This is a genomic window from Streptomyces sp. NPDC001415 (genome assembly GCF_053597395.1).
Map to the genome: position 1 here is coordinate 26,321 of NZ_JBSFIE010000005.1, position 13,554 is coordinate 39,874.

The 13,554-nt window shown below is 69.5% G+C and carries 8 protein-coding genes; 2 read left to right on the forward strand and 6 right to left on the reverse strand.

Annotation, left to right across the window (positions count from 1 at the left end):
* Window positions 1-5: 5 nt before the first annotated feature.
* The 4 genes from ACWC2B_RS08015 to ACWC2B_RS08030 all read right to left on the reverse strand — a co-directional run bounded on the left by ACWC2B_RS08015 (window position 6) and on the right by ACWC2B_RS08030 (window position 8,573).
* Complete coding sequence (locus ACWC2B_RS08015) at window positions 6-2,456, reverse strand: penicillin acylase family protein (protein ID WP_450715606.1); 2,451 nt, start codon at window positions 2,454-2,456, stop codon at window positions 6-8.
* A 260-nt stretch (window positions 2,457-2,716) separates the two neighbouring features.
* Entirely contained in the window at window positions 2,717-3,862 is a 1,146-nt protein-coding gene (locus ACWC2B_RS08020; protein ID WP_450715607.1) for a BTAD domain-containing putative transcriptional regulator, read from the reverse strand.
* A gap of 286 nt (window positions 3,863-4,148) precedes the next feature.
* Window positions 4,149-7,082, reverse strand: a complete 2,934-nt coding sequence (locus ACWC2B_RS08025; protein ID WP_450715608.1) for a BTAD domain-containing putative transcriptional regulator — start codon at window positions 7,080-7,082, stop codon at window positions 4,149-4,151.
* A gap of 144 nt (window positions 7,083-7,226) precedes the next feature.
* Window positions 7,227-8,573 carry a serine hydrolase domain-containing protein gene (locus ACWC2B_RS08030; RefSeq protein WP_450715609.1) on the reverse strand — a complete coding sequence of 449 codons (1,347 nt, stop codon included), beginning with the start codon at window positions 8,571-8,573 and terminating at the stop codon, window positions 7,227-7,229.
* Between the two features lie 129 nt (window positions 8,574-8,702).
* Here ACWC2B_RS08030 and ACWC2B_RS08035 point away from each other — a divergent pair, with 129 nt between their 5' ends.
* Window positions 8,703-10,322: an alpha/beta hydrolase gene (locus ACWC2B_RS08035; protein WP_450715610.1), complete on the forward strand. Its 1,620-nt coding sequence runs from the start codon at window positions 8,703-8,705 to the stop codon at window positions 10,320-10,322.
* A gap of 84 nt (window positions 10,323-10,406) precedes the next feature.
* Here ACWC2B_RS08035 and ACWC2B_RS08040 read toward each other — a convergent pair whose 3' ends face one another.
* On the reverse strand, window positions 10,407-11,969 hold the full coding sequence (locus tag ACWC2B_RS08040) for an alpha/beta hydrolase (protein ID WP_450715611.1): 1,563 nt from the start codon (window positions 11,967-11,969) through the stop codon (window positions 10,407-10,409).
* A 240-nt stretch (window positions 11,970-12,209) separates the two neighbouring features.
* Between ACWC2B_RS08040 and ACWC2B_RS08045 the strand changes: the two genes are divergently transcribed.
* A complete protein-coding gene (locus ACWC2B_RS08045) occupies window positions 12,210-12,854 on the forward strand; it encodes a dihydrofolate reductase family protein (protein ID WP_450715612.1) in 645 nt (214 codons plus the stop codon).
* A 113-nt stretch (window positions 12,855-12,967) separates the two neighbouring features.
* Here the strand turns inward: ACWC2B_RS08045 and ACWC2B_RS08050 are convergent, their stop codons facing one another.
* Window positions 12,968-13,489, reverse strand: a complete 522-nt coding sequence (locus ACWC2B_RS08050; RefSeq protein ID WP_450715613.1) for a cupin domain-containing protein — start codon at window positions 13,487-13,489, stop codon at window positions 12,968-12,970.
* Window positions 13,490-13,554: the final 65 nt, after the last annotated feature.

Genomic DNA, 13,554 nt, shown 5'->3' on the forward strand with positions numbered 1-13,554 from the left:
CGGTGTCAGTCCAGGACCTTGACCTCCAGGGCCGGCGAGGCCGCGATCTGATCCTCGGTGAACCGCTCGGTCACCCACTGCCCGGCCGAGAACAGCTTGGTCTGGTCGGTGTAGTGCGGCGACTTCGGGTTGGCCGACTGGGAGTAGGCCAGTACCGAGGAGGTCTGGGGCGGGCCGTCGGCGGTGAACCGTACCTGCTGGATGAAGCTGGATCCGAAGGTGATGTCCAGCTTCCCGTCGACGATGCCGGGGGTGACCACGTTCAGCACGCCCAGTTCACTGATCGAGCCGTGGATCGAGATCTGCTCGCCGTTGCGGGTGATCTTCTGCACGTCCGACAGGGGTGCGTTCAGCGGAACGCCCGCCTTGCGCAGCGCGAGTACCGCACGGCCGAAGGCGTCGCGGACGGCAGAGCTTCCCGAGTCCAGCGAATTGGGCGTGTGCAACGGGTCCTTGGGATCGAAGGGAACCCGCCACGGCAGCTTCTCGATCGCCTGCCCGTTGAGCAGGAAGGCCCAGTAGTTCTCGAACAGCCAGGAACCCCGGCTGTCCGCCGAGTAGTTGTGGTCCTTCCAGGCGGCCAGGACCGGACACGCCTCGCTCACGTTGACCAGGTTGCCGTCCACCAGGATGAGCCCGAAGGGTTGGTTCTGACACATCGTCACCGTGGCGTCCAGGGCCAGGTCGGCCGCCCTGCTGTTGTCGGCGAACAGCAACTGCCGCATGTTTTCGGGTGTGAAGCCTCTGCCCGGCAGACCGTCGGTGCCGTTGATCCGGTTCTGCGCGGTCAGGATCAACTCCTGGGTACGCAGCGACCGGGGCGCCGCCGCGTCGCCCATCACCCTGGGGTACGACAGCGGCTGCTCGGGGTTGGCCAGCCAGGCGCTGTCGTTGGCGTTGCCCACGAAGTCGGACCGGATCAGACGTGGCTGCTTGTGCGGGTCGAGGACTCCCGGCGCGACCGCGTTCGGGTCGTCGGGCCAGTCGCACGCGCCGCGCTTGCCGTCGAAGATGGAGACAGGCGGTACGTTCGGCAGCCGTAGCGTCTGGTTCCACAGCAGTTTTCCGGTTTCGGTGAGGCATGACCGGGCGTGCTCGTCGGTGATGTTCGGGGTGGCCTGGATGTCCGCGTACAGTGCGTTGCCCTTGCGGTCGGAGGCGACGGTGTTGAAGAAGGGGACGCCTTCCGTGGTCTCCAAGGTGTTCACGACATCGTTGACGTCCTTGGTCTGGTCGAGGTGGAACCAGGTGTTCAACGCCCGCAGGTTGTCCATGTTCACGTCGCGTACCGCATGCGCGCTGACCACCCATGGCAGCGGCGTGCCCAGGATCGAGGTGGTGATCGGGCCGTAACGGGTGGACCACAACGTCCTGACGACCTTGCCCATCGAGCCGTCCGCGTTCCGCACGTCCACACTGACCTGCTGTGAGGCCATCTTCTGCCACGTCCCGTCGACCAGGTAGTTGGTCGGGTTCAGCGGGTCCACCTGCACGTCGAAGAGACCGAACGGGGCCACGGTGGCGACGGTGTGGCTCCAGGCGACGTCGTCGTTGTGGCCGATGTTCACCGCGGGGAATCCGAGCAGACTGGCCCCGGAGACATTCACCTTGCCCGGGATCGTCAGCTGGCTCTGCCACATCCGGTTCTTGCCCTGCCACGGGAAGTGCGGGTTGGCCAGCAGCATGCTGGTGCCCCCGGACACACCCTGCGAACCCACCGCCAACGCGTTGCTGCCCATGCTCTGTTGACGGCTGACGGCCATCGCGTCACGGATCTTCTTCGCGGTCTCCTCGGGTTTCGCGGTCTCCTCGGGTGAAGCTGCCTTCGGCGCCGCGGCCGACGCCCCTGGGGGCTGGGCGGTCACCTCACCGTTCAGCAGCGGATCGGCGCTGCCCATGATGATCTCGGCGTGCGCGTGCCGGTAGACGTCCAGCTCCGTGATCGGCTTCACCCAGGCCGCGCCGCGGCAGGCCGGGTCGGAGATGTTGTTCACGCCTGTCTCGGCCAGGTACCTGTTGTACCCCTGGACATAGCCGCGGATGGCGTCTTTGACCTCCGGCTCCGGTCCGTTGGGGGCGGGCTGGTCGAGGAGCCGCTCCACCACCCGGTTGTCGTTGATGCGCTGGAAGTACAGGTCGCTGTTGAGATTGGTGGTGGTGTTCTGGGTCTCGCCGGGGCTCGCCTTGCCGTCGGGCCCCAGATAGCGGGACCTCTGGGCGTTGACCATCAGATAGGTGTCGGCGAGGGTGCAGATGTTGTCCTTGGCGGCGGCGTACCCGTAGCCCGTGCCCAGCCCCTCCCAGTTCGAGGCGATGACGTGCGGGATTCCGTATTCGGTATAGCGGATCGTCGGGTTGTCCGGGCCCTGCGCGGCGGCCCTCGACCCGGCGCCCGGAGACCCCGCGGCCGTCATCGTGCTGATCACCGTCACCGCGGCCATGACCGCGATCGGCAACCTCGCTCTGCATCTCCTCCGCGCCATCGAACCGCCCTTCCCCTGTGGTCCAGGCCCTCGCCTGAACGCGGACACGTTAGGGACGACCGATGAAATCCCGATGGAGCCGCCGCCCGTGCCCTGCCTCGCAGGGCGTTCCGGTCCGTGCCCGGGTGCGGGGTCCGCTCGGCCCGGGGAGGTTTCATCGCGATGTCATCGACCACAACGACGACGCCAACGAGCAGTGGTACAACAGCGCCTGGTACCCCTGGTAATCGCCGTCAGGCGAGAGGCGTCGGTCGGGGTTCACCGTGAGGGTGGTCCCCGACCGCGCCGCACATACGGGGCGTCGGTCCGCTCCCCTCCGTTCCGGTGGCGCCGAGACCGGCCTCGTCGCCGCGCAGAATCATCTGGTACGTGCCTCGCAGCATCCGGCTCGGCGCAACCCCCAGGTCGTCGGCCAGCCGGCGGCGGGCGCGGTCGAACACGGTCAGCGCGTCGGCCTGACGGCCGTTCCGGTACAGCGCGTGCATCAGCATGGCGGCCACCGGCTCGTTCAGGGGGTGCGCCGCGGTCAGCGCGAACAGTTCGGCGATCGCCTCGGTGTGCTGGCCCAGCCGGAGCTGCCACTCCAACTTCCGCTGCATGACGGTGATCCTGCGCTCGGTGAGCCGCAGCCGCTCCAGCTCGGCGAGCGGCCCGGGCAGGCCGGCCAGGGGCTCCCCGCGAAACAGGTCCAGCGCCTGGGAACACAGGCGGACCGCCTCGGTCGCGTCGCCCGCCCGATCTGCCCCGCGGACATCGGTGAGCAGTTTCTCCAGGCGCGCCACGTCCACTTCGACCGCGCCCGGGGCCAGCCGGTAGCCACACCGGTCGTGCTCGATCACCGCGTCCGGGCTTTCGCCGTTGCGCAGGGCCTTGCGCAGGCGGTAGACGTACACCGGCACGACGTTCGTGAGCGGCGGCTCCAACCCCCATACGCCGTCGAGCAGTTCCTGCTGGCTGACCGTCCGCCCGGCGCCCAGCGCAAGCGCCGCGAGGACGGCTTGCTGGCGGAGATGGCCCAGGTTCAGGAGCCGCCCGTCCTGCCATGCCTGGAGCGGTCCGAGCACGGAGATCCGCACCTTCGGGCCGGCCTCCCGGCCGACGGCTCTTGGCGGCTCCGGTCTCGCCTCCCGCGTGCGGGGGCCGCGGCCGGGGACGACGAGGCCGCAGTCGAAGGCGTGGACGATGGCGGCGGCCCGGTCGCGCAGCCCGAGTTTCGCGAGGATGCGTGCGAGGTGTCCGGCCACAGCGTCCTCGGGGATGGCGAGGTCGGCGGCGATCTCGTCGTCGCGCAGGCCGCAGCCGACGGCATGGAGCACTCTGCGCTCCTGATGCCTGAGCGTGGTGGCAGTTGGCCGCCCGGTAGTGGCGGTCGTCGGCATCGCTGCTCCCCGGTCTTGTCGGTCTGGCGCGGTCGACAAGGTAGTGCGGGGAGTGGCGGGCACGGCATCCGGAATGATCCGGGGTGACAGGCCCGACCGGCCCTGGACGGCCCCTGGGGAGCCTCCCTATGGGGGGCGAACTCCCTTGCCTGGCAAGGGAGTTGGCCGGGAAACCGCCCTTGCCTCCAGCCGGTCCTGAGCGGAGAGATTGCGAACATCGACGCGCGCCCGGACTCCGCCCATGCCTGGTGGCCGGTCGCGCACACATGCTGGATGCGGCCGCGCTTCACGGCGACGATGGTCGCGCTGGAGCTGTCGTCTGGTTTATTTCGCCGATCGTCTGCCACAGCCGCAGCGCCCGTCTTCGGTGTTGGCGCGCCGTGTGGTGGTTGCCGGCGGCGGCATCCAGGTCGCCGATCAGTTGCCAGCATGTGGCCTCGTCCTGGCGGTCGCCGTGCCGGTGGAACAGGCCCGCCGCGCGTTCCAACGCCGGGCTCGCCTGGTCCCGGTCGTCCTGACCGGCGTATACGCGGCCGACTTCCAGCAGCGTGTAGGCGGCGCAGCGCTCGTCGACGAGTTGCTCGAAGGTGGCCAACGCCTGCCACAGGCAGCGCAGCGCCTCGTCCGGATCGCCGCGCCGATCGTGCAACCGGCTGAACCGCCGCAGCACGACGGCCACGCGATGCTCGTCGTCAAGCGCCCTGGCCAGGCGCAAGGCTCCGGTGAACCAGGACTCCGCCTCGTCCAGTTGACCCTGCATGAGTCGCATCACGGCCATCGAGCAGGACAGCTGCGCCTCGATGTGCCGGTCGCCTTCGCCGACCGCGATGCTCAGCGCCTGCTCGACACGTTCGAGTGCTTCGTCGTCACGGCCCTGCACCCGGCTGACCGTACTGAGCGTCGCCACCGACAGCGCCTCGCCGCGCTTGTCCCCGGTGTCCCGGCACAGCTCGATGGAGGTCTCCAGGGCGCGGGTGGCTCGGTCGAACTCGTCCTGGTAGATGTGCAGTTGGCCGAGTCCGCGTAGCAGCACCGACACCCCGCGCGCGTTGCCGGCGGCCTCGGCCGCGCCCAGCGCGAGCTGGTGCCCGTGCTGCCAGTCCTGGTACAGACACCGGTGGTCGTAGTAGGTCGCCGTGCCGGCCGCCAGCTCCCAGGCCAACTCGTCCAGGCCCCAGTCGACGGCCAGTTTGACCGCGCCGAGCAGGTTGTCGCGTTCCGCGTCGAACCAGCCGAACGGATCGGCCATGAGCCGGTTCACGACGGCGTCGGGCAGCGATCGGCGCGGCGCCGAACCGGGGGCGGCGGCCAGCAGTCCGCCGGGCAGCCGGTCGGTGGCGCGCCTGACCAGATCCAGCCACACGGACAGCACCCGGATGATCGCGTCCCGCTTGTCCGCCGTCGGCAGCGCGGCGGCGGCCTCCCTGGCACAGGTCCTGATCAGGTCGTGCAGTCGGTAGCGCGGCTCGCCGAGTGCGTCGGTGGCGGTCAGCCGCACCAGGCTGGCGTCGACGAGGCTGTCCAGCACTTCTTCGCCGTCCGGGCGGTCCAGGAGCGGGCCGACTACCCAGCCGGGCAGGGTGTACGGGCCGAGCAGACCCAGCAGGCTCAGCGCGCGCACCGCGTCGGCGGGCAGGAGCCGTAGGCTCAGATCGACGCTGGCTCGAATGCTGAGGTCGCCGATCCTCAGCTCGGCCAGCCGCCGTGACTCATCCTCGATTCGTTCCCGCAGCACTCGCAGCGACCAGGCCGGGCGGCCCGTGAGCTTCCCGCTGGCGATGCGGATCGCCAGCGGCAGGTTGCCGCAGCAGTCGAGGATCGCGTCAGCTTCGCCCGGTTCCCGTTCGACCCTCTGCCACCCGATGATGCCGGTGAACAACTCCCGTGCCTCTGCCGGGCTCAGCACGTCCAGGTCGATGTGGCGAGCGCCGGGAAGTTGCGTCAGCAGAGTGCGGCTGGTGATCAACACGGCGCAGCCGTCGGCGCCGGGCAGCAGGGGCAGCACCTGATCGGCGTGCCCGGCGTCCTCCAGGACCACCAGCATGCGGCGGTCCACCAGCAACGACCGGTAGAGCGCGGCCCGCTCGGACAGGCCGTTCGGGATCGCGCTGCCTGCGATCGAGAGCGCGCGCAGTGCTTCGGCCAGCATCAGTGCGGGGTCCCGTGGCTCGTCCGATGTCGCCGCGAGGTTGAGGTAGAGCTGGCCGTCGGGGAAGTTGGCGCTCGCGAGCCGCGCGGCGTGCGTCACCAGGCAGGACTTGCCGACACCGGGACCGCCCACGATGACGGCCACCCGGGCCCGGTTCGGTGCCGACCCGTCGAGCAGTCGGGCGATCTCCGCCAGCGCTTCCGACCTGCCCACGAAGTCCGGTACGTCGAGGGGCAGTTGACGCACCGGCATCGCCATCGCCGGCTCGGGGGCCGCCGAGGCAGAGCTTTCCGGTGGTGTGGCCGAGGGGCCATCTGCCGAGACCGGGGCCGCCAGGGCGGGGTCGGCGGTCAGGATGCGCTGGTGCAGCGTCTGGAGCGGCGGGGTGGGGTCGACACCGAGTTCGTCGGCCAGTGTCCGGCGCAGCCGCTCGTACGCCTGAAGCGCCTCGCCCTGTCTTCGACACCGGTAGAGGGCGACCATCAGGTGTTCGGCGACCTGCTCGTCGTAGGGGTGCTCGCGGAGCAGAGCGGTCAGCTCATCGATGACCTCCCGATGACGCCCCAGGTCGAGTTCGATGGCCAGGCACTGTTTGTGCGTCGCCGCGCGTTTCTCGTTGAGGCGTGCCGCATCGATCTCCAGGACTTGGCTGGGCGTGTCGACCAGGGCGTCTCCGCGCCAGCAGGCGAGCGCCCGCCGCAGCGCGAGCGCTGTCTCCAACGGGGCCGTTTGCTGTTCGGCGAGGTGTCGCTCGTGGTCGAACTCCAGCAGGTCGAGCTGATCTTGAGCCAGGTGGATCTCGTAGCCGCCGCGCCGCGTGCTGATCAGGGAATCGGGTGCTCCGCAGGCGACGAGGTTGCGGCGCAGCCCGGAGACAGCGTCTTGGACCTGGCGGACCGCGGTGGCGGGCACGTTCGTGTCCCACATCACGGCGACGAGCCGTTCCATGGCGACCACGTTGTTGGCGTCGAGCAGCAGTGCTGCCAGCATCTTGGCCTGTCGCGGCCCGTTCAACGGGACCGCACGTCCGGCGATCTGGGCGTGCAACGGCCCCAGTAAGCCGAATCTCATGCTCCCCCTGATACGTGACGATTGGCGCGTTCCCCCTGGCCGACCTCGCACTGGGACGAATCTAGGACGGCCGACGGACCGGTGTCCATAGCGTCTGCGCGGCAGGGCTCCACACGTACCGCCGTTGACGGTTCGGCCGGGGGCTCAGCCGATGTGAGGTGTTGTCGGCGTCGGCTTGTCGAACATGGCGCAGATCGTGGCGTACCGGAGGGCTTTGGCGGCTTTGTTGATGTCGGGAAACGCGGCGGGCGTCTCGGCGAAGGCTTCCGTCGAGACGAGAACGGACGCCGTGCGGTGGCCGGTGGAGTCGGTGACGTTGGTGCTGAGGTATCCGGGGATGCCTCCGTCGTGGGTCCACACCGCCCCGCACGGGGTCGTGCCGGTTTCGATGCCGAGACCGTAGCCGGGCCCGTCCGGCTGGTCCGGGTCGACCGGCACGGTCGTACGCATCTGGGCCAGCTGGGCGGCGGGCAGCAGCCTGCCGGACATCAACGCGGTGTAGAAGCGGCCCCAGTCCTGCGCGGTGGACACCACGGCCCCGGCCGCCCCGCCCCACGAGGGGTTGTTGTCGGAGACGTCCACATGGCCGTCGTGGTGGATCCCCGCGTAGTCCCTGGCCTCGGCCGGCACACCTGGCGGCATGTGGGCGGCATCGGGTTCGTAGCCGTGGGCGTGGCGGCCGCGCCAGGTGGAGTCCGTCGGGTAGTAGGTGTGCTGAAGGTGAAGCGGTCGGGCGATCCGGTCGCGGACCAGCTCGGCCAGGCTCTTCCCGGTGGCTTTCTCCAGGGCGGCGCCGATCGCCGCGTAATCGGTGTTGCTGTACGCCCACGCGGTGCCCGGCGCGAAGAGCGGATCGTGCCGCACCCCGACGGCGAGCAGCTGCTCGGACGTCCACTGCTTCGGATCCTTGCCCAGGGCGGATGGCAGGAGCGCGGGATCCTGCGTGTAGTCGTACAGGCCGCTGGTGTGGTTCAGAAGCATGCGCAGCGTGATCGCCCTTCCGTCGGGCACCTGGCCGGGGAGCCACTTCTCCACCGGGTCGGTGAGGGCGAGCCTGCCCTCGGCGACCAGTTGCAGTACGAGAGTGGCCATCATGGTCTTGGTATTGGATCCCATCCGGAACTCGTCCTCCGCCCGGAGCCGGTGATCCGGCCTGCTCCACGCGGCCTGCTCGGCGATCCGGATCGGCCGACCGTGGCCGTCGTCCACCCGCACGATCACACCGGGTGCCCCGGCTGCCATCAACTCCCGCACCAGGCGCTCCAGTTGGGCTCGCCGCTCCGCTTTGCCGGGGCTCCCCACGGAGGGGGACGTGGCGCCGGCCCGCCCAGCGTTGTGGGTGCCGGTCGGTTGGGCGGCCGCGGCCACCGGCCCGTCGAGTACGGCGACCAGGCAGGCCGCGGCGAGAAGAGGGGCTGCCGCACGCCGCCGATGAGCAGGGCGGCATCGCGACGGTGCGGGCACTGTGACGGGTTGCGACCGTGTCGTCATGCCGACCACTCTGACGCACGGACGGCTCCGAGTCACTGGAGGACGCCCCCGACTCCCCTTCAGTCACAGCTTGATAAAGTCCCGTCAGTTCCCTAGCTGTAAAATTTCACATATCACATCATGCTCTCCATGAGAAAAATCATCGCCCTGCTCTCGGCAGCCACTGCCGTGGCAGCCCTCACCGGAACGTCCGCCAGCGCGGCACCCGGCGCGGCTGCCGCCGCGGACACCGGGCAGGGGAAGCTCGCCTGGAGCTCCTGCAACGACACCAGTACGCCCGCGCTGCAGTGCGCGATGCTCGACGTGCCGGTGGACTACGCCGACCCGCACGGCCGGAAGATCAAGATCAAGGTGAACCGGCTCCCCGCCACCGCACCCAAGGGCAAGCAGCAGGGCCCGATCCTGCTCAACCCCGGTGGCCCCGGGGACTCCGGGCTCTGGATGCCCGCCTACATCTCCGGGCAGATCCCGAAGGACGTCGCCTCGACCTACGACTGGATCGGCTTCGACCCGCGCGGCACCAACGGCAGCGAGCCGCATGTCACCTGCGACGCCCACTACTTCGACGGCGCGCGGCCCGACTACCAGGTGAGCCATGGCACTTCACAGGCGTGGCTGAAGAAGGCCGCCGGGTACGCCGCCGACTGCGCGGCCAACTGGTCCTGGCTCCTGCCGCACATGACCACCGTCGACAACGCGCGCGACATGGACAGCATCCGCCGGGCACTCGGAGCACCGAAGATCAACTTCTACGGCGGCTCCTGGGGCACCTCGCTCGGCTCCACCTACGGCCAGCTCTTCCCCTCGCGCGTCCGGCGGATGGTCCTCGACAGCATCGTCGGCCCCACGATCACCTGGTACGACCACAACGTCCTGCAGGACAAGGAGCACCAGCGCCGCTTCGACGCCTTCGCTGCCTGGGCGGCCAAGGCGGATTCGGTCTACCACCTGGGTACCGACGCCGCCGCCGTCGAGAAGGCGTACCAGCAGATCGAAGCGGACCTGCGGAGCAACCCCGTGAACGCCGCCCCGGCCCCTGGCAAGATCGGTCCCGCCGAGTTCGAGGACACCTTCTACGGCGGTGGCTACAACTTCCTGCGCTGGCCCCGGATGGCCACCGTGCTTTCCGCCTATGTCACCCACCACGACACCCGGCCGCTCAACACCGCCTACAACCTGTACGCGGCGCCGGGCTCCGACGACGGCACCTTCCCCGCTTACAACGCGGCACAGTGCACCGAGAACGCCTGGCCGCGTGACTGGGAGTTCTGGAAGAAGGACCAGGCCAAGGTCAACGCCTCGGCGCCGTTCTACACGTACAACAACATGTGGTACAATGCCGCCTGTATGTTCTGGCCCTACCAGGGCAATCCGGCGGGCCGGATGAAGATCACCGGCAAGGGTCTGCCGCCCGTGCTGCTCTTCCAGGCCACCGAGGACGCGGCCACCCCGTACGAGGGCGGGCTCGCCATGCGCGACGCGCTGCCCGGTTCGAAGCTCGTCGTCCAGAACGGCGGCAGCTTCCACGAGATCCTCTTCCACGGCAACGCCTGCCTGGACGACACCTTCACCGATTACCTCCGCGACGGCAGCCTGCCCAAGGGCACGGGCCGCATCGCCAAGACCTGCGCCCCGGAGGCCGACCCCACCCCCACCTACATAACCCCGCCGCCGAGCCTCACCCGCAAGACCACCACCGGCCCCCTCTCCCCCACCGACCCCGAGGCCGTGCACGGCGCCCTCCGGTAGCCAATGCGTCAACTCGCCGCAGTTCGGCGGCCGTTGGCATCCAGCCGACGGCTGCCGTTCGCGCGGAGGGCCGGGCCGGGCCGCCTACTTGCGGCAGACCTTGTCGCCGGCCGGCAGCTTGCCGGTCGCCAGGTACTGGTTGACCTGGTTGTCGACACACGCGTTCTCGTAAATGCCGTAGATCGCGTGCCGGTTGGCGCCCTCGACGGTGATCAGCTTGGAGCTCGGCAGTAGTCCGTGCAGGGCGACGGCGCCCTTGTGCGGAGTGCGGGGGTCGCCCGTGGCCGAGACGATCAGCACCTTGGCGTCCTCCTTCACCTGGGTGGGTTCCTCCCGGGGCCGGTCCCAGAACGCACACGGGCCGATGTTGTTGGTCAACGCGCCGAAGCGCGGGTAGGCGGCACGGCTGCGCTCGATGTCCCGCCAGTAGATCTCCGGGTCGCGCGGTGCCGCCCGGTCTCCGCAGATGACGGCGGACTGCACACTGCCGCTCCGCGACTGCTCGCCGGTCAGCGCGAGCCGCAGGGTGGCGGCGAGCTGGGGAGACAGCCGGGTCGGCTGCCCGGCCGCCGCCTTGTTCAGCACGGACACCTGCTCACCGAGCGCCGCACGGGACGCGTCGGTGTCGCTGTCGATGCCCGCGAGCAGGATGAACGGGACCAGGGTGTCGTCGAGTTGGTAGCTCTCCGGGGCGCCACCCACGGTCAGCGGGCCGCGCGCTGACGCCTTGATGACGCGGTCGACGGTGGCGAGTACCTCGCCACGAGTGCGGCCGAGGCCATAGGTCCCATGGCGGGCCGCGGCCCAGGTGGCCCAGTCGGCGAGCGCCTGTTCGTTCTCGCCGACGGTCTCCCGGAGCAGCCGGGGCCCGAACTCGCGCGGGTCGATGGCACCGTCCAGAACCATGCGGTCGACACGACCGGGAAACATCTGCGTGTAGACGGTGCCCAGGTAAGTGCCGTACGAGTAGCCGAAGTAGGAGATCTTCTTCTCCCCGAGCACTCCGCGAATGACATCCATGTCACGGGCGGTGTTGCGCGTGGTGATGTGCGGCAGTACGGAGGCGTTGGTGGCTCGGCACTTGTCGGCCAGATCCTTCTGGAGGGCGACCTGGCGCTCGAAGCCCGCCCGGCCGAGTCCTGCCGAGAAGAGGTTGGTGCCGACGGGCCAGCCGCAGTCCAGCGGGGTGCTGCGGCCGACGAAGCGCGGATCGAAGCCGACGACGTCGTAGCGCGGGCCGGCCTTTTTCATCCACGTATGGAATTCGGGCGGGGATTGAACGGCGGGACCGCCGGGACCGCCGTTGTTGAGCAGGATCGAGCCGATGCGGTGGCGGGTGTCGGTGGCTTTGAGCCGGGATATCGCGACGGTGATCGTACGGCCCCGGGGGGCGGCGTAGTCGAGCGGCACGACGACGTCCGCGCACTGCACGCCGGCTTTGTCCAGGTCGCGGCCCATGGTGTCGCCCGGGGCCTTGACGCAGCTGCCCCAGCCCGGGCGCTGGTCGTAGTAACGGTCGAGCCCAGCAGCGGACTTGGACGCGGCGGGCGCAGCCGCGGCCGTGACCGCCGGTGTCGTGCCGAGGCAGGCGGCGAGGGCGAGGCCGACGGCCGCGGTGCGGCGCACGGCCGGGCTGGGGGTGATCACGAAGTCTCCTTGAGGTGCTGGACGTTGAGAGCCTGTGGCTCACACCGTCAGACGCTAGGCGCACCAGCCGACCCAGTTCACTACCGCTGTCCCCCCAGCCCCAGTGGGGCTACCGCTACCAGCCCGGGCAACCCGCCATGGTGTGGTGGGGCCCCTCTTCTGATCGGTCACGGACGCGGCGATGAGTTTTGCCGGCTCGGAGAGTCTCACCACCGTCATCGACAGCAACAGGAGGAACGCGTGGTTCAGCTGCTGAGAGTCCAGAACTTCAATGTCTCAAGTGACGGCATCGGTGCCGGTGAGGATCAGAGCCTTGAGAGTCCCTTCGGCCACGTCGATCCCGGGAGACTCTTCGCCTGGGCCGGCGCCACCGCGAGCTGGCCGATGCGCACCGATCCTGGGGGCAGCCGGGGCATCGACGACTACTTCACGCGGGACTACGCGCGCAACATCGGCGCCGAGATCATGGGCCGCAACAAGTTCGGGCCCCAGCGCGGGCCCTGGCCCGACCACGAGTGGCGCGGGTGGTGGGGCGACCAACCCCCGTTCCGTACCCCGGTGTTCGTCATGACCCACCACAGGCGCCCTTCGTTCACACTCTCCGACACGACGTTCCACTTCGTCGACGGCGACCCGGCCACGGTCCTCGAACAGGCACGGGAGGCGGCGCGGGGCAAGGACGTCCGCCTCGGCGGCGGGGTCACCACCATCCGGCAGTTCCTCGACGCCGGCCTCGTCGACACTCTGCATGTCGCGGTCTCCCCGGTGAAACTCGGGTCCGGCCTTCGGCTCTGGGAGTCACCCGATGAACTGCTCGACCGCTTCCACCTGGAGGTCGTCCCCAGCCCGAGTGGCGTGACCCACCATCTGTTCTGGAGAAGGTGACACGAGACAACTCGGTGCCCCCGGGCATACCCTGCCCTCCGGCTCCGTCGGGCGGTGACGGAGGGCGAGGGCGGAGCCGTCACAGCCCGGCAGCGCCCCCCCCAAGGCGGCGCTCACGACTCCCCCGCTCCTTGGGCGAACTCGGTGGCGGGCTCGGTGGCGTAGCGGCTCATCGTTCGGACGGTCGCCTGCGGCGTCAGAGCCTGGCCGCCGGCGATCATGTCCCGCAGGTCGCGGAAGTACCGCACGTACAGGTCCGGCGTGAACGTGCTGAGCATGACGGCCGGCTGGTCGGTCACGTTGGCGAACGTGTGCGGGGCTCCGGGCGGGACCATCACGAGCGTGCCCGCGCTCGCGTCGTAGTCCCGCACTCCGACGGTGAACCGGACTGAGCCGGAGATGATGTAGAAGCCCTCGTCGTGCTCGGCGTGCCGGTGCTGCGGTGGCCCGGGCGTGTGCGGCGCGAGGACGGACTCGGCGATCCCGAGGCGGTGCCCGGTGTTGCTGCCGTCTTCGAGGACGCGCAGGCGCGTGGTGCCCAGAACGATCGTCTCGCCGTCGCCCGGACCGACCACCGACACGGCGGGCTCGGCGGGCTCGGCGATCGGTTCACTGGCCTTCGGTTCTTCAGTCATGCCTGAATTCCACCGCCGGCGGCTGTCGACTGTCCAAGACCCATTCTGGGACGCCGATATCGAAC

What these genes read in the sequence shown, in the direction of transcription:
- ACWC2B_RS08020 (WP_450715607.1), bottom strand. Translation starts at nt 3,862, where the DNA reads ATGCCGACGACCGCCACTACCGGGCGGCCAACTGCCACCACGCTCAGG.
- ACWC2B_RS08025 (WP_450715608.1), bottom strand. Translation starts at nt 7,082, where the DNA reads ATGAGATTCGGCTTACTGGGGCCGTTGCACGCCCAGATCGCCGGACGT.
- ACWC2B_RS08030 (WP_450715609.1), bottom strand. Translation starts at nt 8,573, where the DNA reads ATGACGACACGGTCGCAACCCGTCACAGTGCCCGCACCGTCGCGATGC.
- ACWC2B_RS08035 (WP_450715610.1), top strand. Translation starts at nt 8,703, where the DNA reads ATGAGAAAAATCATCGCCCTGCTCTCGGCAGCCACTGCCGTGGCAGCC.
- ACWC2B_RS08050 (WP_450715613.1), bottom strand. Translation starts at nt 13,489, where the DNA reads ATGACTGAAGAACCGAAGGCCAGTGAACCGATCGCCGAGCCCGCCGAG.